This window comes from Mycobacteroides sp. LB1 (assembly GCF_013449725.1).
Taxonomy (GTDB): Bacteria; Actinomycetota; Actinomycetes; order Mycobacteriales; family Mycobacteriaceae; genus Mycobacterium.
Window position 1 is genome coordinate 173642 of record NZ_JACCFF010000003.1, and the last position, 13958, is coordinate 187599.

Sequence of the window (13958 nt, forward strand, 5' to 3'; positions counted from 1 at the left end):
TAGCGTCGCCACCATGGTTGAGGTTCCTTCTACTGACATCGCGGCTGACTACGTCATCGTGGGCGCGGGATCGTCGGGTGCTCCACTCGCGGCTCGGCTCTCCGAACGGACCAACGACCAGGTACTGGTCCTGGAAGCGGGTCCCAAGGACAAGGACATGGGAATCCACATTCCCGCCGCATTCTCGAAGTTGTTCCGTAGCGATGTCGACTGGGACTACCTGACCGAGCCGCAACCTCAGCTGGACAACCGCCAAATCTATTGGCCGCGAGGGAAAACGCTGGGCGGTTCGTCGTCCATCAACGCCATGATGTGGGTCCGTGGGTTCGCGGCCGACTATGACGACTGGGCCGCTGTTGCCGGCGACCAATGGTCATTTGCGAATATCGCCCCTTATTTCAAGCGTATCGAGGCGGTGGAGGGTGCCACCGAAAGCGACGAGGGCACCGACGGTGCGCTAAAGATCTCTAAACAGCGCAGCCCCCGCTCCAGCACCGCGGCGTGGCTGGAGGCTGTCAAAGAAGCCGGATTTGATGTCGAGCGGGCCAATACTCCTGAACCCAAGGGGTTCTCGGAAACCATGGTGTGTCAGAACGGCGGTCGTCGGTGGAGTACCGCGGACGGTTACCTCAAACCCGGCCTGCGACGTCGGAACCTGAACGTGGTCACCGACGCCCAGGTGCGCCGGGTGTTGTTCGACGGAACGCGGGCGGTGGGTGTCGAGTATGTGCGCGACGGCATCACACATACCGTGCACGCCCGACGTGAGGTGATTCTGAGCGGCGGCGCCATTAACTCTCCTCAGCTGCTGATGCTTTCGGGGATCGGAGACGCCAAGCGGCTTGCTGAACTGGGGATCCCGCTCGTGCACGATGCCCCGCAGGTCGGCCAAAATCTGCTGGATCATCTGTGCTGCCCGGTGGGTTATGAGGTCGAGGCCGACTCGCTGTACAGCGCGGAGAAACCGCTGCAGCTCGCCAACTACTTCCTGCGCCATCGCGGCATGCTCACCTCGAATGTCGGTGAGGCGTACGGGTTTATCCGTAGCCGTGCCGATCTCGCGCTACCCGATCTGGAGTTGATCTTCGCGCCCGCGCCGTTCTTCGATGAGGGCCTGGGGGAGGCCGTCGAGCACGCCATCGTGATGGGACCCATCCTGCTCAAGCCGGAAAGCAGTGGCGAGATCACCCTCACCTCGCCCGACCCGTTGGCCAAGCCGCGCATCGATCCGCGTTACCTGAGCGACCCGGCCGGGCAGGACCGCGCCGCCATGATGTTCGGGCTGCGTACCACCGCGCGCATTGCCGAGACGCCATCGATGCGGGCGGTGCTGGGCAGGATTCTGCGACCGAGGAATCCCAGCGACGATCTGGAGGAGACACTCGTCGCCGCGCTGGAGAACAACTCACACACCCTGTATCACCCCGTCGGGACCTGCCGAATGGGGACAGATGAGGCCAGCGTGGTGACACCGAACCTCACCGTTCGCGGTGTACAGGGACTGCGAGTGGTCGATGCCTCGGTGATACCGAGTCTCATTCGCGGCCATACCCACGCGCCGTCGGTGTTGCTCGGTGAGAAGGCCGCCGATCTGGTGCTGTCTCCACAGGGCTGACACACGTACTCGTCGTGACGCATGGTGCCGGATAGACTCGCTAGTGGTGGGAGTTAGCGGAGGGGACTTATGACTGACGAGTTCGGTGTCCGGACCGAGGAGCTTGCGGCCATCTCCAAGACATGGCTGGGCGAGACGTTGCACATCAACGACGTGTCGTGGTCGTCATTCGAGGACGCCTCAGGCGCCGGAAGTGAAGTGTTAGCCGCGATCAGAGATGTCCAGTCGCCGGGAATCAAGGCGATGTCGTCGATTGCCCGCAGGTTCTCGGATATGTCGGGACTCATCAACACCTTCGCCGCAAACGTGACGGCGCAGGATGAGAAGAGCGCCGTGTCCTTCGATGCGTTGAAGCCGCGCTGATGCGTCCGACGATCAGCCAGCTGCGTGGCTGGAACCTGGATGCGCTCACCAAGGCGGGTGAGACGGCACGTGATAACGCGCGGACGCTGGACAGGTCGCTGGACTCCTGTGACCGTGTGTTCAACGACGCATCGGGCTGGTACGGCAAGACCCACGACGCGGCGAAGGCCAAGGTCGACCAGGAGCTGGATCACGGTCGTGAGGTCCGGAATGTTCTGAACCGGCTGTCCGATGACGCCGAGGATGCGGGACGAACGCTCAAGCACGCCAAGGAGTACACGCTTCAGGACGTGGACGCCGCCGTCGCGGAAGGTTTCACGGTCACCGACACCGGCGAGGTCAGTCATCCGGACGCCGAGAAGGCGCAGGCCGCCGCCGATCACCAGCGCAGGATTCAATCGGGGCTCGACGAGCTCGCTCGTCTGGACGAGATGTACGGCAGGCGACTACGAGAGGCCGTCAACGACCTGGAGAGTATGCGCGACGGACAGCAGGATGTGACGTTGCCGACGGGGGAGAAGGTCGATCCCGACGCGCTCGTTGACCGAGTGTCGCGGATGAATGCCGATGAACGTGCGGCCTTCATGTCGACGCTGAGTCCGGAGACTGTGCACGCCATGGTGATTGCCAACCCAGAGGTGATGGGCAACAGCGACGGAATTCCGTTCGATACCAGTATCGCGGCGAACGAGATCAATATCCGCAACGCGCTCAATGACGAGTTGCAGAAGCAGCCACCTGATCAGGCGCGGGTGGATCAGCTGAACAACATGCTCAAACCGATGGAAGACCCCCTGGTGACGAGGCCCGCCGATGCCGGTCCCAGCGATTACCTCGTGGACCGGAAGTACGTCAAGTTCTCCGCGGAGGGCAACGGCCGCATGATCGAGATGATCGGCGACATCAAGCCGGGGGTCAGAGGTGTCGGCGTGATCGTTCCCGGTACCAATACCAACCTGAACGGGAGCGGCTCGAACCATGAGTCGGCGGTCAAGCTGGCGAAGGAGAGCGGATCGCCGATCTTCCTATACCTGGGTGGCGATTTCCCGCAGGGGCTCGACAAGGCGGCCGATCCCTCGTATGCGGCGGCGATGGCACCCAAGCTGGTCGACTTCGGCCACGAGGTGGACCGCGCTGTGGGCCAGAATGCCCCGGGGACACCGGTCACCTATGTGGGTCATTCATACGGGGGAGCCATTGTGGGGACCGCCGAGCAGATGGGTTTGCGTGCCGACCGCATCCTGCATGCGTCCTCGGCGGGCACTGGAATCCTGCCGGGTGGATACACAGATCCGAACCCGAATGTGCAGCGCTATTCGATGACGGCGCCCGGTGACCCGATCGCCCTCGTGCAGTCACTGCCGCGAGATATGCGGATTTCGGATATCCCCGGCGTGGATGACATTCCGGGTATTCCGCACAATGTCGAGGGCCGAATCGGCAATCCGCTGGGTGGTCTGCCCTCGGCGACGGATCCGGACAGGATTCCCGGCGTGACTCGGCTGGATACCGGCTACTACGGGGAGTTCGGCAAGCACCCGAACCAAGTAATCGTCGGACCCGATGGGCACGGAAGCTATTGGGATGACCCCAATTCAGACGCTTTCCACAACATCGCGGCGGTCATCGGCGGCGGCGAGGCGACGGCCTATGTGGAACGGGGCATCAAAACGAACTACGTCGACGTGAACGTTGGCGACGACGGAAACTTCAGGGCAGAGGCATGGGATCAGGGGCGAGCAGCGGCCGGACCAAAGGTGCCCGAGCTCCCGTGGGACGACCAGGGCACCGTCGACCGGCGCCAGCATCCATGGGATAACCCGAGGGTGACAGATCACCCAGAGCGTGGTCAAAGGGTTCAGGTGAAATGAGGTCTCTGGCAACGGTTGTGGCGCTGCTGACTTTGGCGGTCGGAACCGCGTGTGCGGGCCCGGGCACACGCACGACGGAAATGACAAGTGAGGACACGATGCAACCCATCACGCTGACGGTCACCGAAGCCGCACGCATCACCGCCGGTTATGTTTCCCTCGTTTCCGGACAGGAAGCGGACCCGAGCCCTGACCGTGCTGAGAAGGTCGGTTGCCAGACAAACAAGGAATCACTGATGAGCGAGGGACCGCCGTGGAAGGTGCGCAGGCAGTGGTGGGTGGACAATCCGCCACAGGAGCTCATCGCCGCGGCCTTGGGTCGGTTGGATTCGCTTGCAGCACAGGGGTTTGATCGTCAGGTCTGGGCGCGACCGGACCCGGAACCGGCGAACACCAAGACGTACCACGACGCGCGTGGATACGTAGTCGGCGCGCGGGCCTACACCACCGCTGGTGGACGGGATCTCTTCGAGGTCACCGCGATGTCCCCCTGCGCGAACGACGGTTAGCGCTAGACCATCAGGTCTCGCATTTTGACGGGCATTTGACAGGCAGGCTTGCCTGCCTGTGAAAACGGGGCTACCGTGACGCCGTGACCGCAAGCAGAACTCGAAGGCACTCCGATGAGAGGGTTCGCATCCCGCGTGCGGAGCGGGCAGAGGCCATGAGGTTGCGGCTACTGGAGGCGACCTTGTGGTGCATCGTCGACAAGGGCTATGCAGCCACCTCCACCAATGACGTCGTTCGACGGGCCAAGGTGTCCCGTGGCGCACTTGCCCATCACTTCCCGACCAAGGCGGCGCTCGTGAACGCCGCGGCCGGGCACCTGGTGGCCAAACGCGCCCTCGAATTCGAGTCGCAGATGGCTCGGCTCGAGCCAGAGCAACGCACTCCGGCGGCGGCACTCGACATCTTGTGGTCCTTCTACGAGCAGCCCGAATGCCGGGCCCTGATGGAACTGTCAATCGCCGCCCGCCATGACTCCGAGCTGCGCTCCTTGATGAAGTCCTGGGACGACAAGTACATCGAGGTACTGCGGATATCGGCCGCCGAGGTCTTCCCCGACGTGGTCGCTCAACCATTCGGTGATGTGGTGCTGCGCAGCATCACCGCGCTTTATGACGGGCTCAGTCTCTACGACCTGGTCCAGGAAGGCCCTCGTCAGAAGGTTGCCGAGGTGCGTGCGTTGTTGATCGCAACAGTGACCCAGGTGTACCGAATGAAAGGAAATGCTCATGACTGAAACCACGACGCTTCCCATCCGCGCGCGCCGCATCCACTTCAACTATCCCGACGGCGGCCTGCGAAGGCATTACGTCCAGGACGACCTGGTGATGAGCCACGTCATCGCATATCTGTCCTCCACCTTCCCCGAGGGTGAGGACTTCTTCGTCCGGTCGGTGCGCCACTACGCCGACGAGGTGACGGACCCTGTGCTCAAGGACCAGGTCAAGGGCTTCATCGGGCAGGAAGTGACACACAGCCGCGAGCATGTCGCGCTCAATGAACGGCTGCAGCAGATGGGCTATCCGACAAGATGGAACGACCGATTCACCGGAAGGGCGCTGCGGTGGGACGAGCGTAGATTCTCCCCGCTTACGTGCCTTGCCATGACAGCAGCGCTGGAGCACTTCACCGCCGTCTTCGCGGAATCGCTGCTCGGTGACGAGGATGCGCAGGCGTTGTTGGGGTCCACGGAGGTGCGAAAGATGTTGTTATGGCACGCCTATGAGGAATCCGAACACCGTGCCGTCGCCTTCGACGTGTACCGCACCGTCGGCGGCACTGAACGACGCCGTATTTGGACCATGCGAATGGTGACGCTCACCTTCTTCGGCAGCATCGCGGCCTTCACCACGCTGTCTCTGCTGCGGGACCCGGCTACCTACAACCCGGTTCGGCTGCTACGTAGCCTGTGGAATCTGCGCCGTTCGCCGTTCCTGAAACGCTCTGTCCGCCAGCGATTCCAGCAGTACAACACAGTAGGGTTCCATCCCGACGACGTTGACAATACGGCCCTGCTGAATCAGTGGCGGCCCGAGTTATTCGGTGAGACAGGACAACTCGCCAACAACCTGGCCTAACGGCTGGGCTCACGCGCTATCGGTAGGTCACCAGATCTCGATTACCGCCATCTCCGATCAGATGGGTGTGATCGTTAGAGGAGAGCAGGCTCAATCCACGCTTGCCGTTGACCACCGAAGTGATCGACGAGTTGATGACAACACGTTGGGCGGTAAGCCAATTGGAAACGGTTCCGCCCCACAGATCCGCGACGATCATCCCGATCACCCCCGCGGACGTGGCCACCACGGTGTCACCGCTCAATGCCGCGATATCGGCCATCGCTGCGAGCACGCGCTGTTGAAACCGCGTGTAGCTCTCGGCGTACTCACCGGATGAATCGGTGCTCGCCCACTGCGCCAGACCGTCCTCCAGAACGGCCTGAGTATCGCCCTTGGCCAGGCTCTTGACCGTGTTGACCGACGCCAGGCGTCGTATCCGCGAGTTGCCGACAATCTCCTTGTAGTCGTACTCGTCCCACCGGTCGTCCTGTCGCGGCTCGCTTCCCAGCGCCACCGCGATGGCGTCGCCGGTCTGCCGCTGTCGCTTCATCCCGCCGTGCAGGATTCGGGTGCCGCCCAGACCGCGGCGGGCGAGCTCGGCCGCGACGGTATCGGCCTGCCGCTGTCCGATGCTGGTCAGCGGGCTATCGGGACTGCTCGAGTAGTTGGCAGCTTGACCGTGCCGGACCAGATAGATGACGCCCATGAGAGGCATCGTATCGACTAGCCGCCACCCAGCACGCGGCGCTTCTCGGCCTCGAACTCAGTCTCTGTGAGCGCACCGGAATCTCTCAGGGCGGCAAGCGATTTAAGTTGCTCGAGGCGTATACCGCTGTCGGACGGTTCGTAGGATGCGATGGGTTGAGGGCCCGCCGGAGACGACGGATGGGTAGTGCGCGACCGCGTCAGCACATAGGCGATCCAACCGATTATCGCCACGCCCAGCAGTCCGGCAAAAAGCCAGGTGAGGGCCCAATATGGGCTGCCGTGGCCGAATGCGAGTCGAGGATTGACGAACCCGTTGATCTCACCCTCTACCTGCACGTCGTACGTACCGGCGGCGGGGATCTGTGCGACCCATACCCGCCTGCGGGCATCGCCGTTCACCGTTGTCGAGCTCCCGATACTCTCGCGCACCTGCGGCTCCGCCACTCCGGCCGGCGGAAAGATCGACATGCCCAGCTGGGGGATGAGCAGTCCGTTGTCACCCGAGACCCAGGAGTGGAAGCTGACGGTCACCTCGCCGGCGGGCAGTTCCAGCTGGGTGGTACCCGGGATCTTCACCTCGCCATAGGCGTCGAACTTGTCGAATACAAAGACGTTGAGGATGAGTGTGGCGATGATGCCGATAACCCCGCCGACCGTCAGCGTCGTAAGTGCCCGTACGGAGGCCAGGCGCATGCTCATGTGCCGAAGTCTGTCATGTGGGGTGACTGCGCCTCTAGCATCGGACGGATGGACTTCGCCCCGTCTGACCGCGCTGCCGAACTGACCACCGCCGTCCGGGAGTTCATCGATCGGGAGGTCATGCCGGTGGAGCGCGCCGTGCTGGCTCACCACGACGAACTGCTGGGCGCCCGCGCGGGTACGACGGCCGAGCTGTGGGCGGTGCCGCCAGAGTTGGACGCGTTGAAGACGAAGGCTCGGTCCGCTGGGTTGTGGAATCTATTCCTGCCCGACCCCGAGCTTGGTGGCGGACTGTCCAACTCCGAGTACGCGCCACTGGCCGAGCAGATGGGCCGATCACTGTTCGCACCTACCGTATTCAACTGCAACGCACCGGATTCCGGGAACATGGAGGTACTGCACCGATATGGCAGCCAGGAACAGAAGGAGATGTGGCTAGAACCCCTGCTGGAGGGCGATATCCGTTCGGCGTTCTGTATGACCGAACCCGATGTCGCGTCCTCCGATGCCACGAATATGGCGGCCACCGCCGTCGTCGAGGGCGACGAGGTGGTCATCAACGGACGTAAATGGTGGAGCACCGGTGTGGGTCATCCCGACTGCAAGGTGATCATCTTCATGGGGCTCACCGACCCCACTGCGCATAGGTACGCGCGCCACTCGATGGTCCTTGTCCCGATGGACACCCCCGGCGTCACCGTCGAACGGATGCTGCCCACGATGGGGTTCTACGACGAGCCTGGCGGGCACGGTGTGGTGTCCTTCGACAATGTGCGGCTCTCTGCGGATGCGTTCATCGCGGGACCGGGTAAGGGATTTGAGATCGCCCAGGGGCGGTTGGGGCCCGGCCGGGTGCACCATGCCATGCGCTTGATCGGCCTTGCCGAGGTGGCGCTGGAGCATGCGTGCCGACGGGGGTTGGACCGCACCGCATTCGGAAAACCTTTGGTGAACCTCGGCGGAAACCGTGAACGCATCGCCGACGCCCGCATTGCCATCAACCAGACCCGGCTGTTGGTGCTGCATGCCGCCTGGTTGTTGGACACCGTGGGCATCATGGGGGCGCTGTCGCCAGTGTCCGAGATCAAGGTGGCCGCACCGAACATGGCGCAGCAGGTCATCGACATGGCGATCCAGATCCATGGCGGCGGAGGTCTTTCCAATGATTTCCCATTGGCGGCGGCTTGGGTCAACGCCCGCGCACTGCGCCTGGCCGACGGCCCCGACGAGGTGCACCGTGGGGTAGTGGCCCGGATCGAGCTTGCGAAACACGCTATCGAGTGACGGCGAGCGCGTAGCGCATACCGCGGTGCAGGCTCGCCCCCACCAGCAGTCCCAGCGCGATCGAGAAGATCGCCATGCAGGTATCGAGCAGCGCGGCGAGGTTGGCGTGGCCGGTGGCGGCGACCTCGCTGACGTTGACGAAGCTCAGCGCACCGGGCACCAAACACCAGAACGCCGCGAGCAGCAACACGATTGCCGAAGGGGCGCCCTTGAATCGCGCCGCGAAAAGGGCAAAGGGAACGACGGCGACCGCCCCGACGAAACCCGTCATCGCCGGTGCCAGGAACAGACCGCCGAGCCGCTGTCCCAGCATCGCGACGCCGATCGCCAGAATCAGCCAGATCAGCGATCCGCGCGGTGCGGACTTGTAGAGGTAGAACCCCACCGCGATCACCGGCACGGCCAGCGCGATCGTCCAGCTGCCCAGCGGTGGTCCCAGTAACGAGGGCTCCAGTGGTCCAGCCACTTTCACGCCGATCACCACACCAAATGCCAACAGCATCAGTTGTGCGATGCCGTACACGATGCGGGTCGACCCGGCCATCAGCTGGGTGCTGGTCAGCTCCAACGCCCCGATGGTGAGGGTCACCCCGGGAAGCACGGCAATCAGGGCCGGCGCGACGACGCGCGCCAGACCCTCGCTGGGCACGTTCGCGACGATGAACGTGCTGAGCACCGTCACTACGAAGGCGGCCACGGCGGGCATGGTCGCGGCCAGGGTGGGCATGGGATTTGTCGCCAACATGAGCATGCCGACGATCAAGCCCAGCACCAGGTAGGCGGGTAGCGCCGAGGAGGTCGGCGCAAGGGCCAGCCCGAAACCGAGGGTCAGGATGGTGTGTCCGATCACGGTGATGATTGCCCCGAAACGTGGCTTGAGGCATCGGATCTCGTAGATCCGTGCGATCGCCTCCGCTGGCGCGATGGCCCCGACGGCGGCCATATCGGCGATGGTGTCGATATGACCGGCCTGATCCAGCTGCGCTGTACTGCGGGTGGATTCCTCCACTTCCAGCTGTCCGGTGACACCGTCGATCTGGATGATCAGCACAGTCGGCAAGACGACGGCGCGCAGCTCCTTGTCGGTGTATTGCGGTGCGATGTCGTGCAACTTGGCCAGCACCAGGTTGGTGGGCTGGCCGACTTCGAGCATTGCGATGCCGAGCATCCGCAGCATCGTGACAACTTCGGCGTCGTCGAAATGCTTCGCGTCAGCCAGCGGTACGGGCTTGTCCTTAAGAGTCTTCCGGACAAGCGCCAGCGCGCGCCCGCGCCTGGTCAGCGCCGTCATGCGCCGACTGTAGCCCGGTCTTAGGCCTTGAGGTTCTTCTTCGCCGCGCGCCGCAGCTGGATGATTCGCACCCCACCGACCAGGGCGGTGAGCGCTGCACCGGTGATGGCCGCGAACAACACCGTGATGCCCAGAGGCATCTGGATCTCCCACGAGAGGAAGTGGGTGGTCGTGTCCGTCAGATTCTGCAGAATGAACACCAGCAGCAGAATCAGGATCAACAGGCCAAGGATGACGCCGGTCCAGGTCGCCGCCGCGCGGGTCCGCTTGACCGCGTCTTCCTTTTTGGCGGGCTTCGTGGCGGGCAGCGGTGGCTGCTCCCCGACGGGGATGTCGATCGATGTGTCGGCAACCGGAGAGTCCGGAGTCGTACCGGGGTCACTGGTCATCTGTCCATCATTTGCTACGCGAGCGGGTATTGCAAGCGTGAATGTCGACTTTTGGCGTGAAAGTACGAGCGAAAGTCGCCAAAAGTCGACACTCGACGCTGGTCAGGTCCGGATAGTGCCCAGTCCGGGGATTACGGGCAAATCGAGTGGTGTCAGGAATCCCGGCTTAGCGCCGATCACCGCTGGTATCGCGTTGATGGCGCGCATCCCGGTAGCCAGGCAGCCGCCGATGGCGCCGTCGCCGGTGCGCTCGTCACGGAACACGGTCTCTTGGGTGATGTTCGGGCTGCCTTTGATCTCGATGCGGTAGGCGTCGTTGTCCACCGACTGCGCCCGCGGCCAGTGCGGCGCGGTGTCGTTGGTGATCCGGTTGACATGCTCGATGACGATCTTGGGCTCTCCGCCTACCCAACCGCGGATCTCGAAACGCACGGCGGCGCAATGTCCCGCCGTGATCGTTCCGGTATTGGGCTCCGCGCCGTAGGCGATCTCGGTTGGGGTGGCCCACTTTTCGTAGACGGTGTCGATCTTGTCGAGTTTGACCCCGACGGCGTCGGCGATCATCGGAATGGTGTGTCCCCACGCCAGGATCAGCACCTCGGGGATCTCCAGCACCGCCTGTTGGTCCATGGGTGCGCCCAGTCCCATCGGGGTGCTGAAATCGCCGTTGTAGTACTGGTAGTCCAGGAGCTCTTGCACTAGAACCGAATCCACCCGACCGCCCACACCGAGCAGGGTCATCGGGAACAGATCGTTGGCAAAGCCAGGGTCGATACCGGTAGTGAAACATGAGGTCTGGCCGTCCTCACAGGCCTGCGTGATATCCACCAACATCTCGGGCGGGCAGACCTGCGGGTACACCCAGGGTGTCATGGCGGTGGAGACCACATTGTGTCCGCTGCGCAGCGCCCGGGACATGTTGTCGATGTTCTCCAGGGCGTACTGCGCCGTCGGTCCGAAGTACGCGACGGTGCCTTCGGTGCCCAGCGCGGCGTCGATATCGGTGGTCGCCGCCAGCCCGATCGGGTGACTGCCCACGAGGGTCCCGACGTCCACACCCTCCTTGGCCGGATCGTGTACCAGGACGGCGGCCAGCTCGAATACCGGGTGGTCCAGCAGCTCGCGGATCACCAGCTTGCCGACTACGCCTGTGCCCCAAAGGATGACGGGATACTTGTCGCTCATGAGAAGAACTCTCCTGCGTTGACGAATAGGGTCTGCCCGGTCACCATCCGGGCGCGGTCCGAGGCGAAGAACACCACCGCGTCGGCGACGTCCTCATCGGCGGGCATTTCGCCCAGCGGGAACTTGGCCGTCAGCTCCGACAGCACTTCCGCTTGGGTGATACCGCGCTGCTGCGCGACCAAGCCGATGTACAGCTGGATCGGTGGTCCGTACATCCACGTCGGTACCACCATGTTGAGGCGAATTTTGTGCGGGCCCAGCTCCTTCGCGAGCTGGTACATCGCGTTCTGTAACGCTCCCTTGGATGTCGCATACGCGGCCTGGGGCAGCTGCGGATGAAAGGCCGACTGCGAACCGATGAAGACCACCGATCCGCCGTTCTTCTTCAGCTCCGGCACGGCTGCCTGCACGAGTTGAAGCGTGCCGACGACGTTCGTGTTGAGCATCGCCTGCCACTGCGCCAGATCCGCACCCTCGATGCCGCCGAAGACGTCTTCCTTGGCCGCAACGTTCACCAGTACGTCCACCCCACCGAATCGCTCGCAGGCGGTGTCGATCAGACCTTGGCATGCTTGCGCGTCGTTGATATCGGTGACCGCCCAGGCGACGGTGGCCACGGTGTCGTCGAGTTCTTTCGCGAGGTTTGCAAGGTTTTCCCGGGTGCGGGCGCCGAGCACCACATTGGCGCCGTCTTGGTGCGCCTTGAGCGCGACCTCGCGTCCTAATCCGGTGCCCACGCCGGATATCACCACGGTCTTTCCGGAAAGAAGTCCTGTCATCGGCTGCCCTTCTGCATGTGACCCACGCCTCAACGTTACACAGTGTTACGATATTTGCAATGGCTACCGACGAGTTACCAGTGGGCAGCGACCCGATGTCGCCGGCGGTGCGGCTCCGAGGCCGCAGGCGTAGCTCCGATATCGACACCAAGGCGCTCGCTGCCGCGCGCGAGCTCCTGGTCGAACAGGGGTGGGAGGCCACCACCATGGTTGCGATTGCCGAGCGGGCTGGTGTCGGCAAGCCTGCTCTGTATCGCCGGTGGCCGTCGCGCGCACACCTGGTCTTCGAGGCCGTGTTCGGTTGGACGGCCCCTACTCAGGAGATGAGCGCGGCCGCGGGAGTCGGCGACTGGGTGCGTCAATCCTGCTCGTACACAGCGGAACTCTTCGAGCGACCGGATGTCATCGCGGCCGCCCCCGCACTCCTCGGCCAGATGCGCACCGATCCCGAATTGGGGCAGGCTATGTGGGCGAGCTTCGGTGAGACAGGTGCCGAACTGCTCTCACAGGTGATGCGTGTACAGCATCCCGAGATCGGCCAGCAGGAGGCGCATGACCGGGCCAACGCCACCATGTTGATGATCATCGGAGCCAATGTCCTCGCACGCCAGCTGCTTCCCGACGAGCAGGCGGAGACGGTTCTCAAATATTTGCCATCGCTCCTGGCGGCGCCGAGCGAGAACCCCGAAACAGATGCCTCGGACGGTTAGCCACCGGAATCTTCCCGACGGTAAAACCGGGCAGGGTAGCCACTCCCCGGTTACTGTCGGAGGATGCGCAGGGCCGCACGACTCCTCGCCGCCGTCATGGCCGCGATCGTCTTCAGCGGTTGTGGTAGCGCCAATCCCCTGGGCGGAGGACCGCTTTCGGGTGACCTCAATACGTTGATCGTCGGCTCGGCGGACTTCCCTGAGTCGAAAACCGTGGCCGAGCTCTACGCCCAGATATTGCAGACCAACGGCTTTCAGGTCACCAGGCAGTTGGGTATCGGCAGCCGCGAGACGTACATCCCGGCGGTCAAGGATCATTCGATCGACCTGATCGGCGATTACACCGGAAATCTGCTGCGCTACTTCGACCCGGACGCGACCGCCACCAAGCCCGATGACGTTGAGCTGGCGCTGCTACGCAAGCTGGACGGGGATCTCGACATCCTGACCCCTTCTCCGGCATCGGATGCCGACACGTTGTGTGTCACCAGGGCCACCGCGGACAAATGGAATCTGCGCTCGCTCGCGGACCTTGCGGCGCACTCGGGGGAAGTGAAGGTCGGCGCGCCCTCGGAGTTCCTGCACCGCAGCGTGGGTCTGGCCGGGCTCAAGGCCAATTACGGACTGGATATCCCGGAGTCCCGTTTCGTGGCCATCAGTGACGGCGGCGGACCTGCCACAGTGAAAGCGTTGTTGGACGGAACCATTACTGCAGCCAACATCTTCAGCACCTCACCGGCGATCGCCGAACATGACCTGGTGGTGTTGGAGGATCCCAAGTTCACCTTTCCGGCGGGCAATCTGGTGCCGTTGGTCAACGCGCAGAAGAAGTCCGAGAAGTTGAAGAAGGTACTCGACGCGCTCTCGGCGCGCTTGACCACTGATGACCTCACCAGGCTCAACGCCGCGGTTTCCGGTAACGACGGCGTTGACCCCAAGGAAGCCGCACAGAAATGGTTGGCGGACAAAGGTTTCGACAAACCGATAGGGAACTGATC

The 13958-nt window shown here is 63.3% G+C and carries 15 protein-coding genes; 9 read left to right on the plus strand and 6 right to left on the minus strand.

What is annotated here, in order from left to right; translation table 11 throughout:
• Positions 1-13: 13 nt before the first annotated feature.
• From MLB1_RS14465 to MLB1_RS14490, 6 genes are all read left to right on the plus strand, one after another.
• Complete coding sequence (locus tag MLB1_RS14465; RefSeq protein WP_180750536.1) at positions 14-1615, plus strand: GMC family oxidoreductase N-terminal domain-containing protein; 1602 nt, start codon at positions 14-16, stop codon at positions 1613-1615.
• 69 nt (positions 1616-1684) lie between these two features.
• Entirely contained in the window at positions 1685-1978 is a 294-nt protein-coding gene (locus MLB1_RS14470; protein ID WP_180750537.1) for a hypothetical protein, read from the plus strand.
• Positions 1978-3849 (plus strand): alpha/beta hydrolase, encoded by a 1872-nt coding sequence (locus tag MLB1_RS14475; protein WP_180750538.1) that lies wholly within the window; start codon positions 1978-1980, stop codon positions 3847-3849. Before MLB1_RS14470 ends, MLB1_RS14475 begins: the two co-directional genes overlap by 1 nt.
• Positions 3846-4358, plus strand: coding sequence for a hypothetical protein (locus MLB1_RS14480; protein WP_180750539.1), 513 nt, complete (start codon positions 3846-3848; stop codon positions 4356-4358). Before MLB1_RS14475 ends, MLB1_RS14480 begins: the two co-directional genes overlap by 4 nt.
• 83 nt (positions 4359-4441) lie before the next feature.
• A complete protein-coding gene (locus tag MLB1_RS14485; RefSeq protein WP_180750540.1) occupies positions 4442-5092 on the plus strand; it encodes a TetR/AcrR family transcriptional regulator in 651 nt (216 codons plus the stop codon).
• Entirely contained in the window at positions 5085-5933 is an 849-nt protein-coding gene (locus tag MLB1_RS14490; protein WP_371750626.1) for a metal-dependent hydrolase, read from the plus strand. The genes MLB1_RS14485 and MLB1_RS14490 overlap by 8 nt, the downstream gene beginning before the upstream one ends.
• Before the next feature lie 16 nt (positions 5934-5949).
• Here the strand turns inward: MLB1_RS14490 and MLB1_RS14495 are convergent, their stop codons facing one another.
• Positions 5950-6621 carry a histidine phosphatase family protein gene (locus tag MLB1_RS14495; RefSeq protein WP_180750542.1) on the minus strand — a complete coding sequence of 224 codons (672 nt, stop codon included), beginning with the start codon at positions 6619-6621 and terminating at the stop codon, positions 5950-5952.
• Between the two features lie 17 nt (positions 6622-6638).
• Positions 6639-7322, minus strand: coding sequence for an SHOCT domain-containing protein (locus tag MLB1_RS14500; RefSeq protein ID WP_180750543.1), 684 nt, complete (start codon positions 7320-7322; stop codon positions 6639-6641).
• Positions 7323-7370: 48 nt separating this feature from the next.
• On the opposite strand from MLB1_RS14500, the gene MLB1_RS14505 reads away from it, so the two are divergent.
• A complete protein-coding gene (locus tag MLB1_RS14505) occupies positions 7371-8606 on the plus strand; it encodes an acyl-CoA dehydrogenase family protein (RefSeq protein WP_180750544.1) in 1236 nt (411 codons plus the stop codon).
• On the opposite strand, the gene MLB1_RS14510 is transcribed toward MLB1_RS14505, so the two are convergent.
• The 4 genes from MLB1_RS14510 to MLB1_RS14525 all read right to left on the minus strand — a co-directional run bounded on the left by MLB1_RS14510 (position 8596) and on the right by MLB1_RS14525 (position 12250).
• A complete protein-coding gene (locus MLB1_RS14510) occupies positions 8596-9897 on the minus strand; it encodes a threonine/serine exporter family protein (RefSeq protein WP_180750545.1) in 1302 nt (433 codons plus the stop codon). The genes MLB1_RS14505 and MLB1_RS14510 overlap by 11 nt on opposite strands.
• A 20-nt stretch (positions 9898-9917) precedes the next feature.
• Positions 9918-10286 (minus strand): lipopolysaccharide assembly protein LapA domain-containing protein, encoded by a 369-nt coding sequence (locus tag MLB1_RS14515; protein ID WP_180750546.1) that lies wholly within the window; start codon positions 10284-10286, stop codon positions 9918-9920.
• 102 nt (positions 10287-10388) lie between these two features.
• On the minus strand, positions 10389-11471 hold the full coding sequence (locus MLB1_RS14520) for a dihydrodipicolinate reductase (protein ID WP_180750547.1): 1083 nt from the start codon (positions 11469-11471) through the stop codon (positions 10389-10391).
• Positions 11468-12250, minus strand: coding sequence for an SDR family oxidoreductase (locus tag MLB1_RS14525; protein WP_180750548.1), 783 nt, complete (start codon positions 12248-12250; stop codon positions 11468-11470). The genes MLB1_RS14520 and MLB1_RS14525 overlap by 4 nt, the downstream gene beginning before the upstream one ends.
• Positions 12251-12309: 59 nt before the next feature.
• Between MLB1_RS14525 and MLB1_RS14530 the strand changes: the two genes are divergently transcribed.
• Positions 12310-12960, plus strand: coding sequence for a helix-turn-helix domain-containing protein (locus MLB1_RS14530; protein WP_371750627.1), 651 nt, complete (start codon positions 12310-12312; stop codon positions 12958-12960).
• A gap of 63 nt (positions 12961-13023) precedes the next feature.
• Positions 13024-13956 (plus strand): ABC transporter substrate-binding protein, encoded by a 933-nt coding sequence (locus MLB1_RS14535; protein ID WP_180750549.1) that lies wholly within the window; start codon positions 13024-13026, stop codon positions 13954-13956.
• The last annotated feature ends 2 nt before the right edge of the window (positions 13957-13958 follow it).

Bases quoted from the DNA above. Each gene is read 5' to 3' on its own strand.
- MLB1_RS14465 (WP_180750536.1), top strand. From the start codon at position 14: ATGGTTGAGGTTCCTTCTACTGACATCGCGGCTGACTACGTCATCGTG.
- MLB1_RS14510 (WP_180750545.1), bottom strand. From the start codon at position 9,897: ATGACGGCGCTGACCAGGCGCGGGCGCGCGCTGGCGCTTGTCCGGAAG.
- MLB1_RS14500 (WP_180750543.1), bottom strand. From the start codon at position 7,322: ATGAGCATGCGCCTGGCCTCCGTACGGGCACTTACGACGCTGACGGTC.
- MLB1_RS14490 (WP_371750626.1), top strand. From the start codon at position 5,085: ATGACTGAAACCACGACGCTTCCCATCCGCGCGCGCCGCATCCACTTC.
- MLB1_RS14520 (WP_180750547.1), bottom strand. From the start codon at position 11,471: ATGAGCGACAAGTATCCCGTCATCCTTTGGGGCACAGGCGTAGTCGGC.
- MLB1_RS14475 (WP_180750538.1), top strand. From the start codon at position 1,978: ATGCGTCCGACGATCAGCCAGCTGCGTGGCTGGAACCTGGATGCGCTC.
- MLB1_RS14515 (WP_180750546.1), bottom strand. From the start codon at position 10,286: ATGACCAGTGACCCCGGTACGACTCCGGACTCTCCGGTTGCCGACACA.
- MLB1_RS14505 (WP_180750544.1), top strand. From the start codon at position 7,371: ATGGACTTCGCCCCGTCTGACCGCGCTGCCGAACTGACCACCGCCGTC.
- MLB1_RS14480 (WP_180750539.1), top strand. From the start codon at position 3,846: ATGAGGTCTCTGGCAACGGTTGTGGCGCTGCTGACTTTGGCGGTCGGA.
- MLB1_RS14530 (WP_371750627.1), top strand. From the start codon at position 12,310: ATGGCTACCGACGAGTTACCAGTGGGCAGCGACCCGATGTCGCCGGCG.
- MLB1_RS14495 (WP_180750542.1), bottom strand. From the start codon at position 6,621: ATGGGCGTCATCTATCTGGTCCGGCACGGTCAAGCTGCCAACTACTCG.
- MLB1_RS14525 (WP_180750548.1), bottom strand. From the start codon at position 12,250: ATGACAGGACTTCTTTCCGGAAAGACCGTGGTGATATCCGGCGTGGGC.
- MLB1_RS14535 (WP_180750549.1), top strand. From the start codon at position 13,024: ATGCGCAGGGCCGCACGACTCCTCGCCGCCGTCATGGCCGCGATCGTC.
- MLB1_RS14470 (WP_180750537.1), top strand. From the start codon at position 1,685: ATGACTGACGAGTTCGGTGTCCGGACCGAGGAGCTTGCGGCCATCTCC.